Source organism: Agromyces sp. Y558 (assembly GCF_059445415.1).
This window is the reverse complement of sequence record NZ_JCAIUH010000001.1, coordinates 1397785-1422805: the sequence shown is the minus strand read 5'-3', so window position 1 is coordinate 1422805 and position 25021 is coordinate 1397785. Positions and strand designations below refer to the sequence as shown.

Below are 25021 nucleotides of genomic sequence, written 5' to 3'. Positions count from 1 at the left end.
CGGCGGCACACGCGTCTCGTCGTCGGTGCGTCGCTCGTGCATCCCATCCGCCTTCGCATGTCAGTGGCTGCCCGGCAACACTAATTCATCCTATCTTGAATGATTTCCGCGCGCGCCGCCAGCCGGGCGAGGTCCGCTCGGCTAGCCTGAACGCATGGAGTCGAGGGTGGGGCCGGGCGCTCGCGAAGCCGTGTTCGCCCAACTCGCCGACACGGGCCGCGCCGAGCAGGTCGCGCAGCGCCTCACCGACGGCATCGTGCTCGGGGTACTGGGCGCCGGAGAGCGCCTGCCGAGCGAACCCGATCTCGCCCGCCGCTTCGGCGTCGCGCTCATCACTGTGCGAGAGGGACTCGGCATCCTCCGCGACGCGGGTCTCGTCGAGACCCGCCGTGGTCGCGACGGCGGCAGTTTCGTCGTCGCCGACGACGCCGACCACCGCTCGCTCATCACCACCCGCTTGCGCGGCCTCGCCCAGGTCGAGCTCAGCGACATGGCGGTCTTCTTCGGGGCCATCCTTGCGGGCGTCGCCGAGCGCGCCTCGGAGCGGGCTTCAGCCGCCGATGCCGAGCGCCTCACTACCTGGCTCGCCGCGGCCGACTTCGGCGCAGCGGCATCCGCTCGCACCAATCAGGGCGGCTTCTTCCTCGAACTCGCGGTACTCAGCCAGTCGGCCCGGCTCGTTCGCGAGCAGATCCGCCTGCAGGCCGAGTTCGGCCCGTTGCTGCTGCTCGGCCTCGACGGCGAACAGGCCCGCGCGGATGTCGCGGCGCACGACGCTGCCATCATGCACGCCGTCGCGTCGCACCGCCCTGCACCTGCACGCGAAGCGGCCGGCGACCTCGTGCGAGGCCTTTCGGAGCACCTGCTCGCGGCGAAGGCCCGCATCGAACGGGGAGGTGGTCTCGATGAGCCGAACAGCGCATGACGTGGCCGCCGGCGTCGGCGAGGTGTTCGCGGGCGTGTTCGAGCAGCTCGCCGAATGGCGGCGACCCATCGAGGCCGTCATCGACGCATCGCCAGAAGTGCGGCCCGCCGAGCTCGATACCGTGGTCTCGGAGCTCGTGCTGCCCCGTCTCACCGAACCCGACCCACTGCTCGTCGGCGCCGGCTTCATCGCCGACGGCGCGATCGTGCGGGGCCGCGACGTGCACTTCGCTTGGTGGCTCGGCCCGCTCGACGCGAACCCCGTACTCGGCTCGACGACCGAGCCGACCCGTCTCGACCTCTCGACGCGCGGCTACACCGAGTACCTGCGCGACTTCCGCGCGCTCGAGTGGTACTCGATTCCGGCGACCACGCGGCACGCGCACGTCACGGGCCCCTATGTCGACCACTTGTGCACGTGCGACTACATCCTCACGCTGACGATGCCGGTGCACGCCGCGGGGAGCGACGCAGCGCCCGGCGACGACGTCGCACGCATGGTCGGCGTCGTCGGCGCCGACATCGCGGTGCGCCGCCTCGAACAGGAGCTGCTCGGCGCGTTCCTCGATGTGCCGGAGCCCCTCGCGCTCGTGAACGAGGCCGGGCGCGTCGTGCTCTCGACCGATCCGGCGCTGCAGGTCGGGCAGCTCGCCGGCCGAGCGTTGCACACCGAGCCGTGCCCTGGCACACCGTTCCGGGTGCTCGTCGACCCCAACGCGCACCCCGCGGCATCCGGGTCGAAATGAATCATCCGCTGTTATATCTTTGACGTGAGCGTATGCATCGCGGCAGACGACCCCCTTCGTGAAGGTCAAGGACTCGCTGGCGTGTGTGCACCCGAGAAGGAGAACCCCATGAGCTATGCCGTGACCAATCCTGCGACAGGTGAGACCGTCAAGACGTACCCGACGATCACCGACGCCGAGCTCGAGGCCGCCATCGCCTCGGCCGACGAGACGCACCGTACCTGGTCGCGCTCGACCACCGTCGCCGAGCGCGCCGCACTCGTCCGCCGCGTCAGCGAGCTGCACCTCGAGCGCCGCGACGAACTCGCCGCGATCATCGTGCGCGAGATGGGCAAGCCGATCGAGCAGGCCTACGCCGAGGTCGATTACAGCGCCGACATCTACGCGTTCTACGCCGACAATGCCGAGTCGCTGCTGAAAGACGAGCCGATCGAGCTGCTCGCGGGCGAGGGCTCGGCGCTCATTCGCCGCGATTCGCTCGGTGTGCTGCTCGGCGTCATGCCGTGGAACTTCCCGTATTACCAGGTCGCCCGCTTCGCCGGCCCGAACCTCGTGATTGGCAACACGATCCTCTTGAAGCACGCCGAGCAGTGCCCCGAGTCGGCCGCCGCGATCGAGCAGATCATCCGCGACGCGGGCTTCCCCGAGGGCGCCTACGTCAACATCTACGCGTCGCACGACCAGATCGCCACGGTCATCGCCGACAAGCGCGTACAGGGCGTCTCGCTCACCGGGTCCGAGCGTGCGGGCGCAGCGATCGCCGAGATCGCCGGCCGCCATCTGAAGAAGGTCGTGCTCGAGCTCGGCGGCAGCGACCCCTTCATCCTGCTGTCGACCGACGACCTCGATGCGACCGTCGAAGCGGCCGTCGCGGCACGCCTCGACAACAACGGTCAATCCTGCAACGCCGCGAAGCGCTTCATCGTCGTCGATGAGCTGTACGAGCCCTTCCTCGACAAGTTCACCGCTGCGATCACCTCGGTCGAACCGGGCGACCCGACGAAGGAGGGCACCGGCCTCGGCCCGCTCTCGTCAACGAAGGCGACCGAGACCCTCGCCGAGCAGGTCGAGCGCGCCGTCGCGCAGGGCGCCACGCTCGTCGCGGGAGGCACCGCTGATGGCAACTTCTTCACCGGCACCGTGCTCACCGATGTGAAGCCCGGCTCCGACGCGTTCCACGAGGAGTTCTTCGGCCCCGTGGCGCAGATCTTCAAGGTCGCAGGCGAAGCCGAGGCCGTGCAGCTCGCGAACGACACCCCGTTCGGGCTCGGCTCCTACGTGTTCACGACCGACGCCGAGCAGGCCCTGCGCGTTGCCGATTCGATCGAGGCCGGCATGGTCTTCGTGAACGTCGTGGGCGCCGACGGCGCCGAACTGCCCTTCGGCGGCATCAAGCGTTCGGGCTCCGGCCGCGAGCTCGGCCGCTTCGGCGCCGACGAGTTCGTCAACAAGAAGATGATCCGCATCGGCTGATCACCGGAACATGAGCGGATGCCCCGGGGCCGGCGCCCCGGGGCATCCGTCGTCTCAGCAGCTCGTGCGAGCGCGGCCGCTCAGTACCGCGACCGGGCCGCTTGGCTGCGCGTCGACGCCTCTCGCTGGAATCGCACCTCGCCGCCGACCACCGTCGTCGCGACGCGCAGCTCGCGGAGCTCGGCCGGCTCCACCTCGAAGGGGTCGCGTTCGAGGGCGACGAAGTCCGCGAGCTTGCCGACCTCGAGGCTTCCCTGGCGCCCCTCGCGGTGCGCGGCGTAGGCACTGCCGGCCGAGTGGGCGGCGAGTGCCTCGGCCACAGTGATCCGCTGCTCGGGCTCCCAGCCGCCGATCGGCCGCCCCTCGGCGTTCTGGCGGGTGACCGCCGCGTGCACGGCGTATATCGGGTTGGGGCTCTCGACCGGCGCATCGGAGCCGAACGCCAGGTGCGCGCCGGAGTCGGCGAGCGCGCGCCACGCGTAGTTCGCGAGGCTGCGGCCGGCGAGCAGGGTCGACGCGAGTGCGATGTCCGAGGTGCAGTGGGTCGGCTGCAGTGAGGGGATCACGCCGAGCTCTGCGAAGCGCGGTACATCGTCCCAGCGGATGTGCTGGGCGTGTTCGATGCGATGCCGTAGGCCCGCGGCTCGGCTGAGCTCGGTGACCTCCTCGTAGGCGTTCAGCACGAGGTGATTGGCCTCGTCGCCGATCGCGTGCGTCGCAACCGCGATGCCCGCCGCGGCGGCCTTCCGCACGAGTTCGCGCAAGCGAGGGTAGGGAATCACCTCGATGCCGCGATTGCCCGCCTCGCCGATGAACGCCTCGCCCATGTGCGAGGTGTGCGAGCCGAGCGCGCCGTCGGAGAAGAGCTTGACGGGCCCGGTCTGGAACCAGTCGTCGCCCTGGCCCGTGTACCGGCCCTCGGCGATCGCCGCATCGAGATGGTCGGCGGGGATGGCCTTGTGGACGCGGAGCTTCAGTCGCCCGTTTCGCTGCAGCTCGAGGTATGCCGCACGGGCGTCTTCGCCGTCGATGTCGTGCAGCCCGGTGAGCCCGACGGCGAGCAGGTGCTCTTGCTCGGCCGCCAGCAGTTCGACGAGATCGACGACGGAGGGCCCGCCGATGAGCGCGTCGAACGGACGCTGCGCCTCCTCCCGAAGGATGCCGGTGGGCTCGCCATGCGCATCGCGCACGATCTCGCCGCCGATGGGGTCGGGGGTGGCCGCGGTGATCCCGGCCGCCGCGAGGGCGAAACTGTTGGCCCAGACGGTGTGCCCGTCGACGCTCGGCAGCACGACCGGGCGATCGGGGCACACCCGGTCGAGGCTGTAGCGGTCGGGTTGCACCGGCACATCCCAGGTGTTCGAGTCCCAGCTGCCCCAGAAGATGCCCTGGCCCACCGGAAGTCCTGCCGCGCGCGCACGAACGGCGGAGAGCGCATCATCGAGGCTGTGCACCCCACGCAGGTCGAGCTCACCACGCTCGCTCGCGAGCAACGCCGTGTGGATGTGCGCGTCGATGAATCCCGGCACGACCGCGAGACCGTCGAGGTCGACCTCGACCGTGCCCGGACCCGCGAGCCGCCGGAGCTCTGCATCTTCGCCGATCGCGGCGATCACCCCGTCGACGGCGAGCAGGGCCTCGGCGGGCGCGGGCCGGCCGGTGAGCGTGTGGATGCGGGCATGCCGGAAGAGCGTCGAGGGCAACTGTCGTCCTTGCGTCGGGATCGGATGTTTCCTGCAAGGCTAGCGAGCCGACCGGGCCGGTGCGGGGGCGGTGTCTGGCGACATCCGCCCCCGCAGCATGCAAGATGCCCGCGAGCTGATCACCTCACGAGGCGGCCTCCGCGAGGCTGCTGTCGCGCGCACGCAGCTCGTCTTCGTCGCGGACGAGGAGCTCGCTCAGGTCGCCGTCGCGCTGGGCGCGCAGCAGCCGATGGAATGCCACGGGGCCGGGTGAGTAGGTGAATCCCGTGATGGCCTGCGTGCCCTCGGCGTTGTAGTAGCCGGGAGTGCACGCGGCCTGGAATGCCGACACGTCACGTGCGGTGTCGTGAACGGTGCGCAGCCAGTCGGCTTCCGCCTCTGCGGTGGGTTCGATGCGTATGGCGCCCTCGAGGTCGGCACGCGAGATGACGGCGGCGATATGCTCGGCCTGCTCCTGGAGGATGTGCGCGAAGTTCACCGAGTTGGCGTTCTGGAGCGCACCGAGCTGGAACAGGTTCGGGAACCCGTGTGTGGAGTAGCCGTGGAGCGTGCGGGGGCCACGCGCCCACGCCTCCAGCAGCGCACGCCCATTCCGACCGACGACGGGCAGCGTCCCCGACATGACGCCGGAGACACCGGTCTCGAATCCGGTCGCGAACACGACGCAGTCGACCTCGTATGCGGTATCGCCGACCACGACCGCGTTCTCGGTCATCGCCGTGATGCCCTGGAAGCTGGCAGTGTCGACCAGGGTGACGTTCGGGCGGTTGAACGACTGCAGATAGAGATCGCTGAATCCCGGGCGCTTGCACATGTAGCGGTACCAGGGCTTGAGTGCCTCGGCGGTCGCAGGGTCGTCGACGACCTCGTCGACGCGGGCGCGGATACGGTTCATGGTCGCGGCGTCGTCGAGCTCGTCCTGGCGCTCGCGTTCAGCTGGGTCGAGGGACTCGTCGAGGGAGCCCGAGAGGATGTGTCGCTGCAGGCTCGTCGTGGCCGTCCACCCGTCGGTCACGAGCGACTCCGGCACCGGCTCTCCGGCCAGAACGGAGAGGAAGTTCTCCATCCGCTCGCGCTGCCAGCCCGGCTGCAGTGAGGCCGCCCACGCAGGATCGGTCGGTCGGTTGTCGCGCACGTCGACCGTGGAAGGTGTGCGCTGGAAGACGATGAGCTCTTTCGCGCTCTCGGCGAGATGGGGGATGACCTGCAGACCCGTCGCGCCGGTTCCGACGACGGCGACGCGCCTGCCTGCGAGACCCGTGAGGTCGCCGTCAGCGCTACCACCCGTGTACGCGTAGTCCCATCGGCTGGTGTGGAAGGTGTGGCCGCGGAACGACTCGATGCCCGGGATGCCCGGCAGCTTCGGCTGCGTCAGCGTGCCGGACGAAGTGATGACGTACCGGGCGCGGAAGCGATCGCCCCTGTCGGTCTCGATGAGCCACTCCGACGTGTCGTCATCCCAGGTGAGTGCGGTCGCACGAGTGTGCGGCACGAAGTCGCGGTACAGGTCGTAGTGCTCGGCGATGCGCACGGCGTGCTGCCGGATCTCTTCGCCTGGCGCGTAGCGCTCCTTCGGCAGATACCCCGTCTCCTCGAGGAGCGGCATGTAGACGTACGACTCGATGTCGCAGCGGACGCCGGGGTAGCGGTTCCAGTACCAGGTGCCGCCAACGTCGCCCCCCTCGTCCATGACGCGGACTGAGTCGGCTCCCGCATCCCGCAGGAACGCGGCGGTGAGCAGACCGCCGAAGCCGGCGCCGATGACGAGCACCTCGACGCGGTCGGTGACGGGTTCGCGGTCGACGCGCGGGGTATACGGGTCGACCGCGTAGTAGCCGAATTCGCCCGCGGCGCGGCGGTACTGGCGGGCCCCGTCCGGGCGGATGCGGCGGTCGCGCTCTGCGGCGTACTTCTCGCGGATCGCGTCGATGTCGATCGAGGCGGTTGCCTCTGCTGCGAATCGGTTCATACTGTTCTCCTTTCGCCCGTCGTCGAGTCGAGAGCGGATCGAGGGCGCACGCGCGGGCGCCCACAAAGGGCGGGCGCGCTCCGATCTGGGCCCGACACGACTCCGGATCGGAACTTCTCCTGGATAAAGGTTAGTCGCAAGCTAAGGAAATGTAACTGGGTATCGACTGGCAAGCCGCTACCGTGAAGACGTGGGTGGCGACGAGAGAGACGAGGTGCAGCGGCGCATCGAGTCGCTGACGATCGCGATCACGGTGCGCTCCATTCCGCGGATCCTGGGGCCTCTGCTGCAGACCGATCTGACCATCCAACAGCTCAAGACGCTGACGTCGCTCGTCGTCGCCGACGGGATGACGACGAGCGAGCTCGCGCATCGCTTCTCGGTGTCGATGGCGACGGTATCGAAGCTCGTCGACCGACTCGTCGGCCAAGGGCTGGTCGAACGCATCGCCACTCCGGCTGATCATCGCGTGCGCCGACTGCACCCCACGAAGCTCGGACGCACCGTCGTCGCCGAGATCCTGGGCGCCCGCCCAGAACTCGGCAACGACGTACTGCAGGGATTGACCCTCGAAGAGCTCAAGGCGCTCGAAACAGGCTTGCGGGCGATCAGCAGGGAGTTGCACGCGCCCCGCGGATGACGTGCCCTCCGTGATTGAGGTCGCCGGTCGGGGTCGGGACAGACACCGCCACTAATGTGTCACATGTCACTTGCTGCTGCCTCGCCGGCTCCCGCCGATTAGCGCTTCTTCTTCTCGTCGATCTCGTCGCGCCGCAGCAGGATGATGCGGTCGACGAGCGAGTCGGGCAACGGGTGCTCGGGCGTGAACCTGATCGTGCCCTTCGCCCACGAATACCCTTCGAGCTCCGACGAGACCGCCTCGATCACCGGCGGGCTGTACGGGTAGAGCCCGATGTGACCCTTCGCCTTCATGATGCTCAGCAGTGGTGAGTCCCGGTACCGCAGTGCCGGCATGCCGTAGCTCACACCCTCGACGGCATCGGGCACGAGCGCCGCGGCTCGAGCCCTGATGTGCTCCATGACGTCGCGCTCGGGCTCTTCGAGCCCGGCGATGTAGTCGCTGACTTCCCCCATGGCGGCCATCGTACGCGCGCGGGGATACGCGTGCCGCGACGGCCATCGCCGACATCCCACCGAAGACGTCCATGGGACCGAATCTCCGTACCTCAGAGCACCTTGTCGAGGAACGCACGAGTACGCGGTGAGACGGCAGCCTTCACGACCTGTTCCGGGGTGTCGCTCTCGACGATCACACCCTCATCGAAGAAGCTCAGCGTGTCGCCGACTTCACGCGCGAATCCGATCTCGTGCGTGACCACGACCATGGTCATCCCGCCCTCGGCGAGCACCTTCATCGACTCGAGTACCTCGTCGACGAGTTCGGGATCGAGGGCCGAAGTGGGTTCGTCGAAGAGCATGAGCGCGGGGTCCATGGCGAGCGCGCGCGCGATCGCGACACGCTGCTGCTGTCCTCCGGAGAGCTGATGCGGACGCTTCGACGCGTGATCGGCGAGACCGACCCGATCGAGCTCCTCGAGTGCCCGCAGACGGGCCGCGTCCTTCCGCATCTTCTTCACGTGCACGAGGCTCGCGGCGACGTTCTCCGCGGCATCGAGGTGCGCGAAGAGGTTGAAGCGCTGGAAGACCATTCCGATCCCGGCACGGAACCGTGCGAACTCGCGATCCGCCCAGGGGTGATAGCTCCCCCCGCGCAGCGAGTAGCCGACCTGCTCGCCGGCGACCGTCAGATCGCCGTCGTCGACGATCTCGAGGGCGTTGATGCAACGCAGGAACGTCGACTTGCCGGAGCCCGACGGGCCGATGATGCAGCTCACCTCACCGGCGTTCACCGAGAAGTCGACGCCCCGCAGCACGAGGTGCTCGCCGAATGCCTTGGTGACACCGGCTGCGTGGACGAGTGGCTCGGTCATCGCACGTGCTCCTTCTTCTTGTCCGTCTTCTTGTCCGTCGTGTCGCGGACCTCGACCATGGCGCGAGTCGCCGTCGTGACGTCCCGAGTGCCCGAGACCCGCCGGAGCATGGACTGCGTCCACGTCGGACCGCGGACGAGCCGTACTGCATCGACTCCGAACCGCCGTTCCAACCTCGACTGCAGGTAGGTCGCGATCGCCGTGAGCAGCATGTACCAGAGGCTCGCGACGATGAGCAGCTCGATGATGAGGTTGTTCTGCTTGTAGATCTGGCTCGCGTTCGTCATGAGGTCGTTGCCGGCGACCACGACGATGAGCGACGTGGTCTTCAGCATCGAGATGAACTCGTTCCCAGTCGGAGGAATGATGATGCGCAGCGCTTGTGGGAGCACGATGATCCGCATATTCTGCATCGCCGTCATACCGCCCGCGAGAGCAGCCTCGGTCTGTCCGCGGTCGACGGCCTGGATGCCCGCCCGCACGGTTTCGGCGAAGTACGCGGCGAGGTTCAGGCCGAGGCCGAGCATCGCAGCGGTGAAGCCCGTCATGACCTGGTTCGTGTCCCACCGCACACCGATGTCGGTGAACGGCACCTGCAGGGTGAGGTAGGGGAAGAGGAACGCGAGGTTGTACCAGAAGATGAGCTGCACGAGCACTGGCGTGCCCCGGAAGAACCAGATGTAGAGCGTCGCGAGCCAGCCCAGCACCGGATTCTGCGACAGCCGCATGATCGCGAGCACGACGCCCAGCACGAGGCCGATCACCGTCGCAAGCACGCTGATCCCGATCGTGACGACCACGCCGCTCAGGATCTTGGGCGCGAACAGGTACTCGGCGACACGGTTCCACTTGATGTTGTCGTTGAAGACGACCGCCGAGACGAGCCATGCGACGAAGAGCAGGGCCAGGCCACCGACGACCCATCGGCCCCAGTGACGCCGCGGCGTGATCGGGATCACTCCGCCGTCGGCGCGGGCGAATGGCGCGATGCGCCGGTTTGAATACGGCATCTGCTGCTCCTATTGGCCGTCGTTGACGACGGCCGAGTCGACGGCCATCTGGCCGACGCCCCATGCGTCGAGGATCTCGGCGTAGGCGCCGGAGTCGATGAGTTCCTGCAGCGCGGCCTGGATGAGATCGACGAGCTCGGTGTTCTCCTTGTCGATCGCGATGCCCCACGGGCTCTCGCCGCCCTCGATCGCGATGGCTTCGACGCCCGAGTCGGCCTCCGCGGCCCGCGCGACTGCGACCGGGTAGTCGGAGATCGTCGCGGCGGCACGGCCGCTCCTGACGGCGAGGATCGCTTCGCCGTCGCCCTCGAACTTCAGGATCTCGACGGCAGCGGCACCGTCGGTCGCGCACTGGGCGTCGATCTCCTCCGCGAGGAGCATCGATGAGCCGTTGTCGACGACCGACACGATCTTGCCGCACAGGTCCTCGGGCACCGCGACGCCGCCGGGGTTGCCGGTCTGCACGAGGAATCCGTTGCCGGCACTCACGTAGTCGACGAAGGTCACCGTTTCGCGACGCTCCTCGTTGTCGGTCATCGAGGACATCACCGCGTCGAAGCGACCCGTGAGCACACCCGGGATCTGGGCGTTGAACTCCTGGTCGGTGAGCGTGATGCCGACGCCGAGCACACGGGCGAGGGCGCGGGCGAGCGAGGCGTCCAGGCCGACGATCGTGGTGCCGTCGGTGCCGAACATCTCCATCGGCGGGTAGCCGACCGAGCTCGTGATCTTGAGCCCTGCCGACGAGAGGCTCGCGGGCACGAGGTCGACGAGGTCGGCCGAAGGCTCGATGCCGTCGATGACCGACTTCGCGAGGTCTTCCGCGGGTGTCTCCGCGAGCTCAGCCGCAGGCCCGTCGGATACCCCGTCGTCGGAGAGGCTCTGGGCACCGCACGCCGAGGTACCGAGCAGCACGGCGCCGAGAACGAGCGCGAAGCCGGCGGTTCGCGCCCGCCCGAGTGAGGAGAGTGCAGACATGGTGGTGCTCCATTCCTGATGGGGTTCCCGATTCGACCGGGCTGTGGTGGGGCGAGCTGGAGACCCGCCTGTTGCTGGCTTCATCGCGTCATCGCCGGAATCGCACTGCGCCGCCGACGACCGTGGTGACGACGCGGAGGTCGCGGAGCTCCTCGGGCTCGACCTCGAACGGATCCTGCTCGAGCGCGACGAAGTCGGCGAGCTGCCCGGGCGCGAGCCGCCCCTGCCGATGTTCGCGATTCGCAGCGTAGGCGCTGCCGGCCGAGTGGGCCGCGAGCGCCGCGGCGAGGGAGATCCGTTGTTCCGGCTCCCAGCCGCCCGCGGGGCTCCCGAGGGCGTTCTGGCGGGTGACGGCCGCGTGGATCCCGTGCATCGGGTTCGGGTCTTCGATCGGCGCATCCGATCCGAATGCGAGATGGGCACCGGCGTCGGCGAGCGAGCGCCAGGCGTAGTTCGCGAGGTCTCGCCCCGCGAGGAGCGATTCGGAGAGCGGGATGTCGGACGTGCAGTGGGTCGGCTGGAGTGACGGAATGACGCCGAGCGAGGCGAAGCGCGACACGTCGTCCCAGCGGATGTGCTGCGCGTGCTCGACGCGATGGCGCAGCCCGGCCGCTCGGCTGAGCGGTGCGACCTCCTCGTACGCGTTCAGCACGAGGTGGTTCGCCTGGTCGCCGATCGCGTGGGTGGCCACGGCGATGCGGGCGGCTGCTGCCCGGCGCACGAGATCGCGAAGCTCCGGGTACGGGATCACCTCGATGCCGTGGTTGCCCGCGTGACCCGCGAAGTCCTCGCCCATGTGGGAGGTGTGGGAGCCGAGCGCCCCGTCTGAGAAGAGCTTCACGGGGCCGGTCTGGAACCAGTCGTCGCCGTCGCCCGTGTACCGCCCCTCCGCGATCGCGGCATCGAGGTGGTCGGCGGTGATCGCCTTGTGGACGCGGAGCTTCAGCTCGCCGCGGGCAGCGAGCTCGAGGTATGCCGCGCGCGCGTCCTCGCCGTCGATGTCGTGCAGTCCCGTGAGGCCGAGCGAGAGCAGGTGCTCCTGGCTGGAGCGGAGCTGGTCGATGAGTTCGCCGGCGAGCGGGGAGCCCATGAGTTCGCGCAGTGGATAGCGGGCCGACTCGCGCAGGATGCCCGTCGGCTCGCCCCGGTCGTCGCGAACGATCTCGCCGCCGACCGGGTCGCGCGTCTCGGCGGTGTAGCCGATCACGGCGAGTGCGGCGCTGTTCGCCCAGATCGTGTGGCCATCGACGCTCGGCAATGCAACGGGGCGATCCGGGCAGATGCGGTCGAGGGAGTGACGATCCGGTTGCACCGGCACCTCCCAGGTGTTCGAGTCCCACCGACCGGCGAAGATCCACTGGCCCGCCGGCAGTTGCTGCGCGTGCGTCCGAATCCCGTCGAGCGCTTCCTCGAGGCTCCGTGCGCCGCGCAGATCGAGCGCGTCTCGCTCTCGGGCGTATGAAGCGGAGTGGATGTGGGCGTCGACGAAGCCCGGCACGACGGTGCATCCGTCGAGATCGACCTCGCTCGTGCCGGGGCGGGCGAACTCGCGCACCTCAGCGTCGCCGCCTGCGGCGACGATGACCCCGTCGATGGCCAACAGTGCCTCGACCGGCGTTGCCGGGCCGGCGAAGGTGTGGAATCGGGCATGGCGGAAGAGCGTTGAAACCAACAGTGTTCCTTGCGTTGATGTCCGGACAGGTACGAGGTTTCTGCAAGGTTAGGCGAGCTCGTGCCCCTTGCCCATAGGCTGTGGTCGAGACCTTCCTGCGCTGAACATTAGGAATGCTGTTGCTGAATCCGATCCACCTTCGCACGCTCCTCGAGACCGTGCGCCTCGGCTCATTCGCCGCCGCGGCGAATCGGCTCGGCTACACCCCGTCCGCCGTTTCACAGCAGATGGCAGCACTCGAGCGCGAGGTCGGGGTTCCGCTCTTCGAACGTTCAGCGCGTAGCGCGCACCCGACCGATGCCGCCAATGCCATGGCACGCCACTCGGTGCGCGTGCTCGCCGACATCGACGCGCTCCTCGCCGCGACGTCGAGCGCCCACTCCTCGATCACGCAGGAGCTGCGGCTCGCCGTCTTCCCCAGCCTCGCGACTCCGCTCCTCGAACGGCTCTTCGAGCTCCCGGAATGGCGCAGCTCCGACATCGACCTGCAGCTCTGGGTCGCCGACCCCTCCCCGACGATCCAGCAGCTCCGCTCGGGCCGCGAATTCGACGTCTCGCTCGTCTACCAGGTCGGTGACAGCGGTCTCTCCTGGCCGCAGTCGGTCGCACCCGAATGGCTGGGCGACGATGCGTTCCGCATCGTCGTGCCGAGTGCGTGGGGGTTCGCCCCGAACGAACCGGCTCCCCTGCACCGCCTCGAGAATCGCCCGTGGATCTTCCATCACTCCGGCACGAGCGACGCCGCGGTCATCGACCGTCTCTTCCGAGGCCTCGACCTGCGTGCGCGGGTGGTCGCACGCTCCGACGACTTCGCGGTCACCCTCGGGCTCATCGCCGGGGGCTTCGCCGCGTCTATCGTCCCCGACATCGCCCTGCACCGACCGCCTCCCGGCGTGAGCGTGCTCGACGTTCCCGAGTTCCGGCTCGATCGCAAGGTCTTCGCCCTCGTTCCGCGCGAATCCGAAGGCGCCCAGCTCGGCGTATTCATGACCGCCGTCGCGGCGATCCTCGACAGTCTCGGCATCGCCAAGCCGAAGCGCTGATAGTTCCGCCCCGGCGCCATCACGCCGAGCGTCGGCCGCTCGCGCTAATCATCCGGAACTATAGCTTTATGACCGGATGTCTGGCTAAGCTGGCGCGACACCACGACGGCGTGGTGTCGTCGGCGGGGGCGGTCGACGCAGCGATGACAGTGGAAGGCAGCGATGTCCGAAGACCGCCAACCCGCAGCGAGCCTCTCCGACGGCGAGCACCTCAGCGTGCTCGGCTACGAGGATACGTTCAACCGCTCGATGAGCCTCTGGGCGAACTTCGCCCTGGGTTTCACCTACCTCTCCCCGCTCGTCGGCGTCTACTCGCTGTTCGCGGTCGCCCTCACCATCGGCGGGCCGCCGTCGATCTGGTGGATCGTCATCGTCGGCACGGGCCAACTGCTCGTCTCGCTCGTGTTCGGCGAGGTCGTCTCGCAGTACCCGATCCACGGCGGCATCTACCCGTGGGCCCGGCGCCTCTGGGGCCGCCGCTACGCCTGGATGGCGGCGTGGGTCTACATCTGGGCGATGATCGTCACCATCACGGCGGTCGCCGAGTTCGGATCCGGATTCGCCGCGAGCCTTTTCGGCATCGAGCACACCAATGACTCGACGCTGTGGCTGACGCTCGCCTTCCTTCTCATCGCGCTCGCGATCAACTTCACGGGCACGAAGTGGCTCGCTCGCGTCGCGCGCATCGGACTCGCCGCCGAACTCATCGGCGTCATCGGGCTCGGCCTCTACCTCCTGATCTTCCAGCGCAAGCAGGAGTTCAGCGTGTTCTTCGACACCATGGGCGTCGAAGGCGACGGCAGCTACGCGGCGGCCTTCATGGGCGCAGCCCTCGCCGGTCTCTTCCTGTTCTACGGCTTCGAGGCGTGCGGCGACGTCGCCGAGGAGGTCGAGAACCCGGCCCGGCGCATTCCCAAGGCGATGATGCTGACGATCCTCGTCGGCGGCGTCTCGGCGCTGTTCTCATTCGGCGGCTACGTGCTCGCCGCTCCTGACCTCGCATCGATCGTCTCGGGCGACGATGCCGACCCCATTCCCGGCATCCTCGAGGCGACGCTGGGTACGGCTGGCGCGAAGATCTTCCTCGTCATCGCCATCACCGCGTTTCTCTCGTGCGTGCTCAGCCTCCAGGCGGCGGCCAGCCGTCTGCTGTTCTCCTTCGCCCGCGACGGCATGATCCCCGGCCACCGCTGGCTCGCGAAGGTCTCCGAACGCAGCAAGGTGCCGACGAACGCGCTCATCGTGGCGTGCACCGTGCCCGCGCTCATCGCAGTCCTCGTGTGGATCAATGCCGATCTCCTCGTGCCGATCACCTCGTTCGCCGTGCTCGGCATCTACGTCGCGTTCCAGATGGTCGTGCTCGCCTCGCTCCGTCAGCGCATCAAGGGCTGGAAGCCGGCGGGTCCGTTCTCGCTCGGGCGCTGGGGCTTCGCCGTCAACGTCGTAGCGCTCGCCTACGGCATCTTCGCGATGGTGCTGCTCGCGACGCCGGGTACGTCGGGCGACTTCTTCACCGATTTCGTCGTGCTGATCGGAGTCGGCGTCGTCGCGATCACCGGGCTCTTGTACCTCTTCATCGCTCGCCCCGACCGCAAGTCCGACGCACCTTCGGACGACGCGATCGCGGTGGCGGAGCGGCTTCGATCGCACCACGGCGCTGCAAGCGAACGCGCCGAGGAGCCGGTCGCCTGACCGACGACCGCGGGCGAAGGGCCCCGAGTTCTTGAGTTCTCGGGGCCCTTCTCTGCGCATGGCGCGTCGTTTCGGCGGCTCAGCACAGTCGCGCGTCATTCGCGTCGACCGCGTCGGCGAGTTCGGCGTAGGGCGCTAAGCGGCTGCGGCGAGGCGTTCTCGCAATTTCGGCTGGTCTACGAGGAGTGCTGCGAAGAGGGTCGCTGCGGGGTCGGGTTCGTGCCGGTCGAGTAGGGCAAGCAGGATATGCCGCGTCGTAATGGCTCGCGCTTTCTCGGCTGCCGCGTATGCGAGGGTCTGTTGGATCACCGTCTTGGCGCCCGACGTCAGCGGGACGTGTCGGCCGAGCGCAGCACTCCCGGTGGGCTGGAAGTCGCCGAGCGTGAGTCCAATCGCGGCGAGTGCGGCACGGTCGAGTTGATCGACTGTCTCGTGCGCGGTTGCGGTGTCGACGCCCACGATCTGTGCGAGTGCGTCGTCTTGTAAAAGGGCGAGCAGCAGGTGGTCGGTTCCGATTCGCCGGTCGCCGCGACGACCGGTCTCGTACCGTGCATTCTCGACCACGGCTCTGGCCGACTGGGTGAACCTCTCAAACATTGCTACCTCGCCTTCCGTATTTTGCGTGCACCGACTGGCGCGTGACTCCGAGGGCGTCGCCGATCTGCTCCCATGACCACCCCGCGCGTCGCGCTTCGGCAACGTGCACTGCCTCAACGCGCTCGGCGAGGCGGTGCAGCGCGCCCACGGCGCGCAGTCCACTCGCCGGGTCGGCGGTGTGCAACGGTCCAAGATCCCATGAATCCATGCCTGTCAGTCTGGCTTGACACGCTTTTGCTTGTCAAGCCAGACTGACAGCCATGATCATTGAGACTGACACTCCGCATCCGTGGGACGTTGCAATCGTTGGAGCCGGCCCGACCGGCCTGCTGCTCGCCGGTGAACTCGCCTCGCAAGATATTCGCGCTGTGGTTTTCGAGCGCGCCGATTCGTCGTCGCCGGTTCCCAAAGCAAACGGCATCGTCGGACACTCGGCCCTCGAGCTGGCCAAGCGAGGTGTCCTCGCCGGCACGGGCCTGCGCGTGGTGACCCCGCCGCGTTTCCAATTCGGCCCTCTCGCACTCGATCTCGGCCTTGGCCGCCGAAATCCGCTGCACATCCTGCCAGTCCCGCAACGCCGCCTCGAGGAGCTGCTTGAGCACCGGGCAACACGACATGGCGCCTCGGTGCGCCGTGGGCAGGAGGTCATCGGCTTCACCCAGGACGACACCGGGGTCGCGGTTGAGGTTCTCAGTGGCGACACCACAACGCAGATTGCAGCACGTTATCTGGTCGGCTGCGACGGCGCACACAGCTTCGTTCGGAAACACGCGGGCATCGGCTTCCCGGGCTTCACAAGCGATCAGATCGCCTGGATCGCACGGGTCACCATCCCCTCAGAGCAGATCACTCGCACGGGTGAGGACTTTGACATCACCGGTATCGGCCGAGTGGCCGCGATGCGGCTGAACCAAATGCTTGGCGGCGGTTTCTCGATCGCGTCGGCATCCGTTCTCGACCATGGTGCACCTGAGGACCTGTACGTGATCAGCGCGCACGAGCCGCGCGGTGATGCCGGCCCGAGCGATACGGTCTCGATCGACGAGCTTCGGGCCAGCTTGCAACGAGTCCTCGGCGCTGATCTGCCGTTCACCGCGGCCACCGCGATCCGGAGTACCGTCGGCAACAGCCGCCAAGCGGACGCCTACCGTCGTGGCCGCGTATTCCTCGCTGGGGATGCCGCGCACGTCTTCAACGCGGGTGGCTCCGCTCTCAACGTCGGCCTACAAGACGCGCTCGATCTCGCACGCCGCCTCACCGCAGTGCAGCGTGGAGGGGCGGACATCGATGAACTCGATGCCTATGAAGCGTTCCGGCAGCCCGCGGGCAATCGCGCACTGCAGCACACCCGCGCACAGGCCGCGCTCGCACGCAACGATGACAGCAGCCGTGCCGTCCGCGAGATCTTCAGCGACCTCATCGCCAACCGCGCCTCCGCCCGATCGATCGCACAAATGATCGAGAACGCCTAAGCAACCCTCTGAGCCAGTTGAGCCCAGCTCCACAGCATCATCTCTCACAGAATGCCGCCAAAGATCACCGGCGGCCGCCCACGGCCTACGCTGAATCGCATGATCCGCAGACACGTCGTCGTGCACGGAGTCGTGCAGGGCGTCGGCTTCCGCTACTCCGCGCAGCGCGAAGCCCGACGGCTGAGTGTGGCCGGCTGGGTGCGCAACGCCCCCGACAGCACGGTGGAAGCCGAGATCGAGGGGGATGCGGCATCCGTCGATGCCATGCTCGAGTGGCTTGCGCACGGTCCGCCCGGCGCGGTCGTCGAGCGAATGGATGTCTCGGAGCGTGTGACGCTCGGCGATCGGGCGTTCGTCATCACCGGGTGATGACATCCCGGCGGACGCCGGTCAGAGCCAGTACACGCGTTCGCTGCGGCGGAACGACTCATCGTCGACCGGGTCGAGGGCGCGATGCCGTTCGGCCGCAATGAGCAGCCAGACGATGATGAGCGCCAGCACGACGGTGTAAACGGCGGGCCCGAAGGCACCGATGAGGGTCATCCAATATGCGGCGGCTGCAGCGACCACGATGGTGCCGACCGACGCGAGGACCGCAGTGGTTCGTTCACTCATGCCGTCAGCGTACGCCTCACCGCCGACGCCGCAAGGGGCCGCGTTGTCAAGGGTCATCGTCAACGGTACGGGACTGCGCCTGGCGGCCTGATCCATGGAGCGATGAGCTGGCCGATCGACACGGCAAGACGACGAAGGGCCCGTCGGCGAACCGGCGAGCCCTTCGATCGAGTGAACCTAGATGGCGTTGACGTCCAGGGGGATGCCCGGGCCGAACGTGGTCGACACGACGCCCTTCTGGATGTAGCGGCCCTTGGAGCTCGACGGCTTCAGACGCACGATCTCTTCGAGAGCGGCGTTGGCGTTCTCTTCGAGCTGCTCCTTGGTGAAGGAGGCCTTGCCGACGACGAAGTGCACGTTGGAGTGCTTGTCGACGCGGAACTCGATCTTGCCGCCCTTGATGTCGGAGACGGCCTTGGCGACGTCGGGGGTCACGGTGCCGGTCTTCGGGTTCGGCATGAGACCACGCGGGCCGAGCACCTTACCGAGACGGCCGACCTGGCCCATGAGCTCAGGGGTCGAGACCGCCGAGTCGAACGCGGTGTAGCCGCCGGCGACCTTCTCGATGAGCTCGGCGCCGCCGACCTCATCGGCGCCCGCCGCGATCGCAGCCTCGGCCGCAGGGCCGGTTGCGAACACGATGACGCGGGCGGTCTTGCCGGTGCCGTGCGGGAGGATGACGGTGCCGCGCACCATCTGGTCCGCCTTGCGGGGGTCGACGCCGAGCTTCAGCGCGACCTCGACGGTCGAGTCGAACTTCGCCGAACCGGTCTCCTTCGCGATGGCGACTGCCTCGCTCGGGGTGTAGAACTTGCCGTCTTCGATCTTCTCGGCCGCGGCGCGGTAGGCCTTTGACTTCTGTGCCATGTTGTTTCTCCTTGAGAGAGTGTGGTCATCTGCGCCTGGCGGGCGCTGCCACGGATGCTGAGTTCTGGAGAGCTCGCTGAGCTTGTCGAAGCGGGCGAGCGTGCGTTCCCTTCGACGAGCTCGGGGAACTGAGGCCTATTCGACCGTGATGCCCATCGAGCGAGCCGTGCCCGCGATGATCTTCGAGGCGGCGTCGAGGTCGTTCGCGTTGAGGTCGACCATCTTCGCCTCGGCGATCTCGCGCACCTGTGCCTGGGTCAGCTTGCCGACCTTGGTGGTGTGCGGAACGCCGGAGCCCTTGGCGACGCCGGCAGCCTTCTTGATGAGCTCCGCGGCAGGCGGGGTCTTCAGGACGAAGGTGAACGAGCGGTCTTCGTAGACCGTGATCTCAACGGGGATGACGTTGCCACGCTGGGCTTCGGTCGCCGCGTTGTAGGCCTTGCAGAACTCCATGATGTTCACGCCGTGCTGACCCAGGGCCGGGCCGATGGGCGGGGCCGGGTTCGCAGCGCCGGCCTTGATCTGAAGCTTGATCAGACCGGTGACCTTCTTCTTCGGTGCCATGATTTCTCTCTTTCTGTTCGAACGCCCCGGATGCCGGGGCACTCTCCCGCACGCCCGGCCGTTCCGGGATGCGGTGATCTGTGTACTGACTCAGCACTGCTGACGCAGCACAACCCTCCGATGATACCGGAGGGCCGCTGCCGGCTGTCTGTGAGGTTTAGAGCTTGGTGACCTGGTCGAAGCTGAGCTCGACCGGGGTCTCGCGCTCGAAGAGCGAGACGAGCACGGTGAGCTTGCCGCTCTCGGGCTTGATCTCGCTGATCGTGCCGGGCAGGCCGGCGAATGAGCCGTCTTTGATGGTGATGGTCTCGCCGACCTCGAAGTCGACCTCGGCGGGAATCGCGCGCGTCGCGCCGGCGACGGCGCCGCCCTTCGCACCCTTGACGGGCGCAACATCCTTGATCTCGACGAGGCTCTTCAGCATGCCGAAGGCCTCCTCGAAGCGGAGAGGAGTCGGGTTGTGCGCGTTGCCGACGAAGCCGGTGACCCCGGGAGTGTGGCGGATGACCGACCAGCTCTCCTCGTTGAGGTCCATGCGCACGAGCACGTAGCCGGGGATGCGGACGCGCGTGACCATCTTGCGCTGGCCGTTCTTGATCTCGACGACGTCTTCCATGGGCACTTCGACCTGGTAGATGTAGTCGGCCATCGCCATCGACTCACGGCGCTGCTCGATGTTCGCCTTCACGCGGCGCTCGAAGCCCGCGTAGGAGTGGATGACGTACCACTTGCCCGGGAGGAAGCGCAGCTCGGCGCGGAACTCCGCGTACGGGTCGGCCTCCTCTTCCTCTTCTTCGGTGACGGCCTCTTCTTCGATGACGGCCTCGACGGCGGCCTCGGCCTCGTCGGCGGAGTCGATGTCGAGGGCGTCGTCGATCACGGCGTCGGCCTCGGGGTCGCTCGACTCTGCCATCGCGTCGAGCACGGCGTCGAGGTCGACGTCGTTGCCCTCGTCGTCGACGACATGCACGGCACGGTGCTCGGCCGGTTCGACCGATTCCTCTTCGCGCTCGAGCATGTTGCCCGTCTGCGCCTCGTCGTCTTCGGCCGACTGCTCTGCAGCCGTGGCCCAATCGACGTCGTCGCCCTCAGTCCTTGACACTTCTCTCAAATCCTTTTCTCCTGCGCGCCAGCGGCGAACCGGATCAGTCGAACCCGAAGGCTCGATCAGCCCCCCGGTGTTCCGAAGACGACCAGCACGAGCCATCCGAACACCTGGTCGAACGCCCACACGATCGCCATCATGATGATGACGAACACGAGCACGACAGACGTGAAGCTGACGAGCTCTTTGCGGGTCGGGGTGACGACCTTCTTCAGCTCGACGATGACCTGGCGAACGAACAGGGCCAAGCGCGAGAACGGATTCCGACGCGCTGCGCGATCGCGCTTCGCGTTGGCAACGACGTCTTCGCTGGGCTCTTCGATGATCTTCCGTGCCACCTCGTACACCTTTCGTGGGCCGGCAATCAATGCCGGCTCGCAGGGCGGACAGGACTCGAACCTGCAACCTGCGGTTTTGGAGACCGCTGCTCTACCAATTGAGCCACCGCCCTATGGAACGACCGGGTGACCGGGGCTGTTCCACCGATTGTCGAGGCACCACGATTCACTACGTTTCTCACCAGGTGAAATCCGAAAATAGGCGCAGAAAACCTTGGCTGACTTCAACAACCTCACCAAGTGTATGCGACGCCGGAGGGAGAGTAAAGCCGAGCGGATGCCGCCGCCGCACCGGTGCCCGCGGCGTCCACGATGCGGGCGCCCGCGAGTCGATCGGCATAGATTGGGCGTATGCCCATCGACCGCGCATCGCGCCTGGTTCCCGAGCCGCGCAGCAGCGCCGAGGTCACCGGCGAGCACTCGCAGTTCCGGCTCGACCTCGAGCGCATCCGGTTCTCCCCGTACTTCTCACGCCTGTCGGCCGTCACCCAGGTGATCGCGCAGCCCGGCGCCGGCCCGCTCATCCACAATCGCCTCACCCACTCGATCAAGGTGACGGCGGTGGCCCGCGCGATCGCCGTGAAGCTGACGACTACCGGGTCGCCGGCCCGTGCGTTCGCACTCGAGCACGGCTGCGACGCTGTGGTCGTGCAGGCCGCGGCGAGCGCTCACGATCTCGGGCATCCGCCGTTCGGCCACCTCGGCGAACGAGTGCTCGACCGCCTCGCGCGCGATACGCTCGGGCTCGTCGATGGCTTCGAGGGCAACGCGCAGAGCTACCGAATCCTGACTGCGCTCGACGTCAGCGAGGCGGCCCCGCGCGGGCTCAATCTCACTGCGGCGGTGCGAACCGCCGTCGCGAAGTATCCGTGGACGCGCTTCGTCGACGGGGCCGCCCTCGGCGACGGCCCGCTGCCGCGCGGGCTCCGCCGCTCGGAAGACGGCGTGGAGGTGCTGAAGTTCTCCGCGTACGGCATCGACGCCGTCGATCTCGACCAGGCTCGCGCCGGGCAACCGCCGATGCAGCAATCACTCGAGTGCTCGATCATGGACATCGCCGACGACATCGCCTACTCGATTCACGACGTCGACGACTTCTACCGTGCGGGGGTGCTCAGCCAGGGCGCCGTCGCACGCGAGTTCCGCGGCTGGATGGAGAACAGCGCGGAACTCCGCGAGCTCGACGACGACGCGCTCGTCGAGCGCACCGCTCCGCCGGGAGGCTCCCTCGAGGGCCTGCGCCGCAAGATCCGGCGCAGCGATGCGTGGGTCGCCGACGACGACGCGTTCGCAGCCGCCGTCGACGTCGTGGCCGACGACCTCGTCGACGGACTGCTCGCCATCCCGTTCGACGGCTCGATCGCCTCGGAGCGGGCATTGTCGTCGTTCACGAACCGCTGGATCAGTCACCTGCAGTCCTCCGTCGTGCCGGCGCCGACCGACGTGGTGCGTGCCGGTCTCGTCACCCTCGATCGCCGCGCCTGGCACGAGGTGGAGATCCTGAAGTTCGTGCACCGGCATTTCATCCTCGCCCGGGCAGACATCGTGATGTATCAGCGAGGGCTCAGCCGGGCGCTCACCCGGGCCGTCAAGGGGCTCACCGCCTGGGCGACCGACCAGCACGACCGCGACCGTGTGCCGCAACGCCTGAAAGAGCTCATCGAGATCGCGACCGACGGCTACGCGCGGGTTCGCTACTCGCGTCCTGACGGGCACCCGATCCCGGCGGCCGGCGACGTGCGGCGGTTCGGGGTCGGCCGCGGCGTCATCGACTACGTCGCCTCACTCTCCGACGACCAGGCGCTCGCGGTGTCGGAGGCGATCGACGGGCGGCCCGATCGGCTGTGGGGCATCGGCCAGAACCTTTGAGCGACACCCGGGCGGCTCATCCGTTGCCCTGCTCCGCCGCCGCGCGATAGCGTGACGCCCAGCACCATCTGCGCCGTCGCAGATTCGCGCCGACGCTGCTTCGATGCGAAAGGGAGTAGCACCATGAGTGATACGCAAGTAACCGGCTGGGTCGGCTGGGGAGTGTTCGCGGCGATCGTGCTCATCATCGCGGGCGGCTTCGACATCCTGTACGGATTCATCGCGCTCGCCATGCCCGACAGCGCATACCTCACGACCGGCGGCGGAGCGCTCTTCCTGTTCGACGTGCAGGGCTGGGGCTGGTGGCACGTGATCAGCGGCGCCCTGCTCGTCATCATCGGCGCAGCCCTCTTGTCGGGCGCGACCTGGGCTCGCGTGGTGGCCGTGATCCTCGTGATCCTCAACGCCATCGGGCAGCTCTTCCTGCTGCCCGTGCAGCCCTGGTGGTCGCTCATCGTGCTCACGCTCGACTTCCTCGTGATCTACGCACTCACGGTGCACGGCCGAGAGCTCAAGACGCGCAACTGACGCGAACGACGGCTTGGATGCCGCGGCTCCCGCCCGTGGCATCCAAGCCCTGTCATGCGCAGCCCGTGCGCCGTAGGCTGGTGATCGTGACCGAATTCCCGCGCTTGTCCGCCCGCATCGCCGCCATCGCCGAGTCCGCCACCCTCAAGGTCGATGCGAAGGCGAAGGCTCTGCAGGCCGAGGGTCGCCCGGTCATCTCGTACGCTGCCGGCGAGCCCGACTTCGCGACGCCCGAGTACATCGTCGAGGCGGCGCTCGCGGCCACGCACGACCCGAAGAACTACCGCTACACGCCGGCGGCCGGCTTGCCCGAGCTGCGTGAGGCGATCGCCGCGAAGGCGCTGCGCGACTCGGGCCTCGAAGTTTCACCCGGGCAGGTCGTCGTCACGAACGGCGGCAAGCAAGCGGTCTACCAGTCGTTCCAGGCCCTGCTCGACCCGGGCGACGAAGTGCTCGTGCCGACGCCGTACTGGACCACCTACCCCGAGGCGATCAAGCTCGCCGGCGGCGTGCAGGTCGACGTCTTCGCCGGCGCCGACCAGGGATACCTCGTCCAGGTCGACCAGCTCGAAGCCGCACGCACCGACCGCACGAAAGTGCTGCTGTTCGTCTCGCCGTCGAACCCGACCGGCGCGGTCTACCCGCCCGAGCAGGTGCGAGAGATCGGCGAGTGGGCGCTCGAGCACGGTATCTGGGTCGTCTCCGACGAGATCTACCAGAACCTCACGTACGCCGACGCTTCGACGGAGCTCAGCGCAGGCGACAGTGAGAGGCCGCCCCGCGCCGTGTCGATCGTCGAGGCGGTGCCCGAGCTCGCGAACCAGACGATCCTCGTCAACGGCGTTGCGAAGACGTATGCGATGACGGGCTGGCGACTCGGCTGGATGGTCGGCCCCGCCGACATCATCAAGGGCGCCGCGAACTTGCAGTCGCACCTCTCGTCGAACGTGTCGAACATCTCCCAGCGCGCCGCGATCGCCGCCCTCAACGGCCCTCAAGACGCGGTTGAAGAGATGCGGCAGGCGTTCGACCGTCGCCGGCGCACGATCGTCGCCGAGCTCTCGAAGATCGACGGGCTCGCAGTGCCCGTGCCGCAGGGCGCGTTCTACGTCTACCCAGACGTGTCGGGGCTGCTCGGTCGTGAGTGGGGCGGCGTCACGCCGACCACGTCGCTCGAGCTCGCCGACCTGATTCTCGACCAGGCCGAGGTCGCCGCGGTGCCGGGCGAGGCGTTCGGCCCGTCGGGCTACCTGCGCTTCAGCTACGCGCTCGGCGACGCACCCCTGCTCGAGGGCGTGCAGCGCCTGCAGCGCCTCTTCGGCTGACGCATCAGCACGTCGCGCGCGCCGTTGCACCCACCCGCGCGGACCTGAGTCCGGGAGTGCAGTCCGCGCCCGGTTCACGGGCCGCGACTGCACGCTCGCCGGGATCGCAAGGCGCGACGGCGCGAAGGCGCAATCACGAGTGCACTCGTGCCCAACCGAGGGCGGCAATCGCACTCTCGGTCTCAATCGCACGATTTCCGAGCACGCGACCACGGAGTAACGTCGGCACCAGCGGGTGCAACGGCGCCCCCGCGGAGGAGATCACGATGAGCAATCACACCTATCGCGTCACCGAGATCGTCGGCACCTCGCCCGACGGCATCGACACCGCCATCAGCAACGGCATCGCCCGTGCGGCCGCCACCATCCGCAATATGGACTGGTTCGAGGTCGTCTCGGTGCGCGGCGAGATCGAGGACGGTGCGCCCGCCCACTTCCAGGTCACGCTGAAGGTCGGCTTCAAGATCGAGGACCCTGAGTAGTTCGCTCCGCAATGGGGTCGTCGACACCCAGCGTCGAACTCCTTCCAGAGCGATGGGAGTCTGCCGCGCCTCGCTTCCAGTGAACGCGGTGAAGGCC

General features: G+C 67.8%; 25 protein-coding genes and 1 tRNA gene. 12 read left to right on the top strand and 14 right to left on the bottom strand.

Annotated features, from left to right (window positions below; genetic code table 11):
- Nucleotides 1-154: 154 nt before the first annotated feature.
- From AC1C2T_RS06650 to AC1C2T_RS06640, 3 genes are all read left to right on the top strand, one after another.
- Entirely contained in the window at nucleotides 155-925 is a 771-nt protein-coding gene (locus AC1C2T_RS06650) for a FadR/GntR family transcriptional regulator (RefSeq protein ID WP_495384688.1), read from the top strand.
- Complete coding sequence (locus AC1C2T_RS06645; protein ID WP_495384687.1) at nucleotides 906-1670, top strand: PDC sensor domain-containing protein; 765 nt, start codon at nucleotides 906-908, stop codon at nucleotides 1668-1670. The genes AC1C2T_RS06650 and AC1C2T_RS06645 overlap by 20 nt, the downstream gene beginning before the upstream one ends.
- A 108-nt stretch (nucleotides 1671-1778) precedes the next feature.
- Nucleotides 1779-3143, top strand: coding sequence for an NAD-dependent succinate-semialdehyde dehydrogenase (locus AC1C2T_RS06640; protein WP_495384686.1), 1365 nt, complete (start codon nucleotides 1779-1781; stop codon nucleotides 3141-3143).
- 80 nt (nucleotides 3144-3223) lie between these two features.
- On the opposite strand, the gene AC1C2T_RS06635 is transcribed toward AC1C2T_RS06640, so the two are convergent.
- The gene (locus tag AC1C2T_RS06635) at nucleotides 3224-4846 is read right to left on the bottom strand and encodes an amidohydrolase (RefSeq protein WP_495384685.1); all 1623 of its coding nucleotides are present in this window, start codon (nucleotides 4844-4846) and stop codon (nucleotides 3224-3226) included.
- Between the two features lie 124 nt (nucleotides 4847-4970).
- On the bottom strand, nucleotides 4971-6815 hold the full coding sequence (locus AC1C2T_RS06630) for a flavin-containing monooxygenase (protein ID WP_495384684.1): 1845 nt from the start codon (nucleotides 6813-6815) through the stop codon (nucleotides 4971-4973).
- A gap of 190 nt (nucleotides 6816-7005) precedes the next feature.
- Between AC1C2T_RS06630 and AC1C2T_RS06625 the strand changes: the two genes are divergently transcribed.
- Nucleotides 7006-7455: a MarR family winged helix-turn-helix transcriptional regulator gene (locus AC1C2T_RS06625; protein ID WP_495361050.1), complete on the top strand. Its 450-nt coding sequence runs from the start codon at nucleotides 7006-7008 to the stop codon at nucleotides 7453-7455.
- Nucleotides 7456-7553: 98 nt separating this feature from the next.
- On the opposite strand, the gene AC1C2T_RS06620 is transcribed toward AC1C2T_RS06625, so the two are convergent.
- The 5 genes from AC1C2T_RS06620 to AC1C2T_RS06600 form a co-directional block, all read right to left on the bottom strand.
- Nucleotides 7554-7910, bottom strand: coding sequence for an iron chaperone (locus AC1C2T_RS06620; RefSeq protein ID WP_495384683.1), 357 nt, complete (start codon nucleotides 7908-7910; stop codon nucleotides 7554-7556).
- A 92-nt stretch (nucleotides 7911-8002) separates the two neighbouring features.
- The gene (locus tag AC1C2T_RS06615) at nucleotides 8003-8767 is read right to left on the bottom strand and encodes an amino acid ABC transporter ATP-binding protein (protein WP_495384682.1); all 765 of its coding nucleotides are present in this window, start codon (nucleotides 8765-8767) and stop codon (nucleotides 8003-8005) included.
- Nucleotides 8764-9777, bottom strand: a complete 1014-nt coding sequence (locus AC1C2T_RS06610) for an amino acid ABC transporter permease (RefSeq protein WP_495384681.1) — start codon at nucleotides 9775-9777, stop codon at nucleotides 8764-8766. Before AC1C2T_RS06610 ends, AC1C2T_RS06615 begins: the two co-directional genes overlap by 4 nt.
- A 9-nt stretch (nucleotides 9778-9786) precedes the next feature.
- Nucleotides 9787-10755: an ABC transporter substrate-binding protein gene (locus tag AC1C2T_RS06605; protein ID WP_495384680.1), complete on the bottom strand. Its 969-nt coding sequence runs from the start codon at nucleotides 10753-10755 to the stop codon at nucleotides 9787-9789.
- Nucleotides 10756-10843: 88 nt separating this feature from the next.
- Nucleotides 10844-12427, bottom strand: coding sequence for an amidohydrolase (locus tag AC1C2T_RS06600; RefSeq protein WP_495384679.1), 1584 nt, complete (start codon nucleotides 12425-12427; stop codon nucleotides 10844-10846).
- A 113-nt stretch (nucleotides 12428-12540) separates the two neighbouring features.
- Here AC1C2T_RS06600 and AC1C2T_RS06595 point away from each other — a divergent pair, with 113 nt between their 5' ends.
- On the top strand, nucleotides 12541-13470 hold the full coding sequence (locus AC1C2T_RS06595) for a LysR family transcriptional regulator (protein ID WP_495384678.1): 930 nt from the start codon (nucleotides 12541-12543) through the stop codon (nucleotides 13468-13470).
- A gap of 162 nt (nucleotides 13471-13632) precedes the next feature.
- Entirely contained in the window at nucleotides 13633-15162 is a 1530-nt protein-coding gene (locus AC1C2T_RS06590) for an APC family permease (RefSeq protein ID WP_495384677.1), read from the top strand.
- Between the two features lie 135 nt (nucleotides 15163-15297).
- Here AC1C2T_RS06590 and AC1C2T_RS06585 read toward each other — a convergent pair whose 3' ends face one another.
- Nucleotides 15298-15759, bottom strand: a complete 462-nt coding sequence (locus AC1C2T_RS06585; RefSeq protein ID WP_495361058.1) for a Clp protease N-terminal domain-containing protein — start codon at nucleotides 15757-15759, stop codon at nucleotides 15298-15300.
- A 260-nt stretch (nucleotides 15760-16019) separates the two neighbouring features.
- On the opposite strand from AC1C2T_RS06585, the gene AC1C2T_RS06580 reads away from it, so the two are divergent.
- Nucleotides 16020-17231 carry an FAD-dependent monooxygenase gene (locus AC1C2T_RS06580; RefSeq protein ID WP_495384676.1) on the top strand — a complete coding sequence of 404 codons (1212 nt, stop codon included), beginning with the start codon at nucleotides 16020-16022 and terminating at the stop codon, nucleotides 17229-17231.
- Between the two features lie 99 nt (nucleotides 17232-17330).
- Nucleotides 17331-17600: an acylphosphatase gene (locus tag AC1C2T_RS06575; RefSeq protein WP_495384675.1), complete on the top strand. Its 270-nt coding sequence runs from the start codon at nucleotides 17331-17333 to the stop codon at nucleotides 17598-17600.
- A gap of 21 nt (nucleotides 17601-17621) precedes the next feature.
- Here AC1C2T_RS06575 and AC1C2T_RS06570 read toward each other — a convergent pair whose 3' ends face one another.
- The 6 genes from AC1C2T_RS06570 to AC1C2T_RS06545 form a co-directional block, all read right to left on the bottom strand.
- On the bottom strand, nucleotides 17622-17846 hold the full coding sequence (locus AC1C2T_RS06570) for a hypothetical protein (RefSeq protein ID WP_495361061.1): 225 nt from the start codon (nucleotides 17844-17846) through the stop codon (nucleotides 17622-17624).
- A 177-nt stretch (nucleotides 17847-18023) separates the two neighbouring features.
- Nucleotides 18024-18713, bottom strand: a complete 690-nt coding sequence (gene rplA, locus AC1C2T_RS06565; protein WP_495361062.1) for a 50S ribosomal protein L1 — start codon at nucleotides 18711-18713, stop codon at nucleotides 18024-18026.
- Nucleotides 18714-18848: 135 nt separating this feature from the next.
- Entirely contained in the window at nucleotides 18849-19277 is a 429-nt protein-coding gene (gene rplK, locus AC1C2T_RS06560; RefSeq protein ID WP_108594416.1) for a 50S ribosomal protein L11, read from the bottom strand.
- Between the two features lie 157 nt (nucleotides 19278-19434).
- Complete coding sequence (gene nusG / locus AC1C2T_RS06555; RefSeq protein WP_495361063.1) at nucleotides 19435-20379, bottom strand: transcription termination/antitermination protein NusG; 945 nt, start codon at nucleotides 20377-20379, stop codon at nucleotides 19435-19437.
- A 65-nt stretch (nucleotides 20380-20444) separates the two neighbouring features.
- Nucleotides 20445-20720 (bottom strand): preprotein translocase subunit SecE, encoded by a 276-nt coding sequence (secE, locus tag AC1C2T_RS06550; protein ID WP_495361064.1) that lies wholly within the window; start codon nucleotides 20718-20720, stop codon nucleotides 20445-20447.
- A 40-nt stretch (nucleotides 20721-20760) separates the two neighbouring features.
- A tRNA-Trp gene (locus tag AC1C2T_RS06545) sits at nucleotides 20761-20833 on the bottom strand.
- A 238-nt stretch (nucleotides 20834-21071) separates the two neighbouring features.
- On the opposite strand from AC1C2T_RS06545, the gene dgt reads away from it, so the two are divergent.
- From dgt to AC1C2T_RS06525, 4 genes are all read left to right on the top strand, one after another.
- Nucleotides 21072-22589 carry a dGTP triphosphohydrolase gene (gene dgt / locus AC1C2T_RS06540; protein ID WP_495384674.1) on the top strand — a complete coding sequence of 506 codons (1518 nt, stop codon included), beginning with the start codon at nucleotides 21072-21074 and terminating at the stop codon, nucleotides 22587-22589.
- 123 nt (nucleotides 22590-22712) lie between these two features.
- A complete protein-coding gene (locus AC1C2T_RS06535; protein ID WP_495361066.1) occupies nucleotides 22713-23117 on the top strand; it encodes a DUF7144 family membrane protein in 405 nt (134 codons plus the stop codon).
- 86 nt (nucleotides 23118-23203) lie between these two features.
- A complete protein-coding gene (locus tag AC1C2T_RS06530; protein WP_495384673.1) occupies nucleotides 23204-24442 on the top strand; it encodes a pyridoxal phosphate-dependent aminotransferase in 1239 nt (412 codons plus the stop codon).
- Between the two features lie 266 nt (nucleotides 24443-24708).
- Nucleotides 24709-24924 (top strand): dodecin, encoded by a 216-nt coding sequence (locus AC1C2T_RS06525; RefSeq protein ID WP_495361068.1) that lies wholly within the window; start codon nucleotides 24709-24711, stop codon nucleotides 24922-24924.
- Nucleotides 24925-25021: the final 97 nt, after the last annotated feature.

Coding starts and splice junctions, on each gene's coding strand:
- AC1C2T_RS06570 (WP_495361061.1), bottom strand. CDS start 17,846: ATGAGTGAACGAACCACTGCGGTCCTCGCGTCGGTCGGCACCATCGTG.
- AC1C2T_RS06535 (WP_495361066.1), top strand. CDS start 22,713: ATGAGTGATACGCAAGTAACCGGCTGGGTCGGCTGGGGAGTGTTCGCG.
- AC1C2T_RS06645 (WP_495384687.1), top strand. CDS start 906: ATGAGCCGAACAGCGCATGACGTGGCCGCCGGCGTCGGCGAGGTGTTC.
- AC1C2T_RS06590 (WP_495384677.1), top strand. CDS start 13,633: ATGTCCGAAGACCGCCAACCCGCAGCGAGCCTCTCCGACGGCGAGCAC.
- AC1C2T_RS06610 (WP_495384681.1), bottom strand. CDS start 9,777: ATGCCGTATTCAAACCGGCGCATCGCGCCATTCGCCCGCGCCGACGGC.
- AC1C2T_RS06525 (WP_495361068.1), top strand. CDS start 24,709: ATGAGCAATCACACCTATCGCGTCACCGAGATCGTCGGCACCTCGCCC.
- AC1C2T_RS06650 (WP_495384688.1), top strand. CDS start 155: ATGGAGTCGAGGGTGGGGCCGGGCGCTCGCGAAGCCGTGTTCGCCCAA.
- AC1C2T_RS06605 (WP_495384680.1), bottom strand. CDS start 10,755: ATGTCTGCACTCTCCTCACTCGGGCGGGCGCGAACCGCCGGCTTCGCG.
- AC1C2T_RS06620 (WP_495384683.1), bottom strand. CDS start 7,910: ATGGGGGAAGTCAGCGACTACATCGCCGGGCTCGAAGAGCCCGAGCGC.
- rplA (WP_495361062.1), bottom strand. CDS start 18,713: ATGGCACAGAAGTCAAAGGCCTACCGCGCCGCGGCCGAGAAGATCGAA.
- rplK (WP_108594416.1), bottom strand. CDS start 19,277: ATGGCACCGAAGAAGAAGGTCACCGGTCTGATCAAGCTTCAGATCAAG.
- AC1C2T_RS06575 (WP_495384675.1), top strand. CDS start 17,331: ATGATCCGCAGACACGTCGTCGTGCACGGAGTCGTGCAGGGCGTCGGC.
- AC1C2T_RS06595 (WP_495384678.1), top strand. CDS start 12,541: ATGCTGTTGCTGAATCCGATCCACCTTCGCACGCTCCTCGAGACCGTG.
- AC1C2T_RS06580 (WP_495384676.1), top strand. CDS start 16,020: ATGATCATTGAGACTGACACTCCGCATCCGTGGGACGTTGCAATCGTT.
- AC1C2T_RS06640 (WP_495384686.1), top strand. CDS start 1,779: ATGAGCTATGCCGTGACCAATCCTGCGACAGGTGAGACCGTCAAGACG.
- dgt (WP_495384674.1), top strand. CDS start 21,072: ATGCCCATCGACCGCGCATCGCGCCTGGTTCCCGAGCCGCGCAGCAGC.
- AC1C2T_RS06615 (WP_495384682.1), bottom strand. CDS start 8,767: ATGACCGAGCCACTCGTCCACGCAGCCGGTGTCACCAAGGCATTCGGC.
- AC1C2T_RS06630 (WP_495384684.1), bottom strand. CDS start 6,815: ATGAACCGATTCGCAGCAGAGGCAACCGCCTCGATCGACATCGACGCG.
- AC1C2T_RS06585 (WP_495361058.1), bottom strand. CDS start 15,759: ATGTTTGAGAGGTTCACCCAGTCGGCCAGAGCCGTGGTCGAGAATGCA.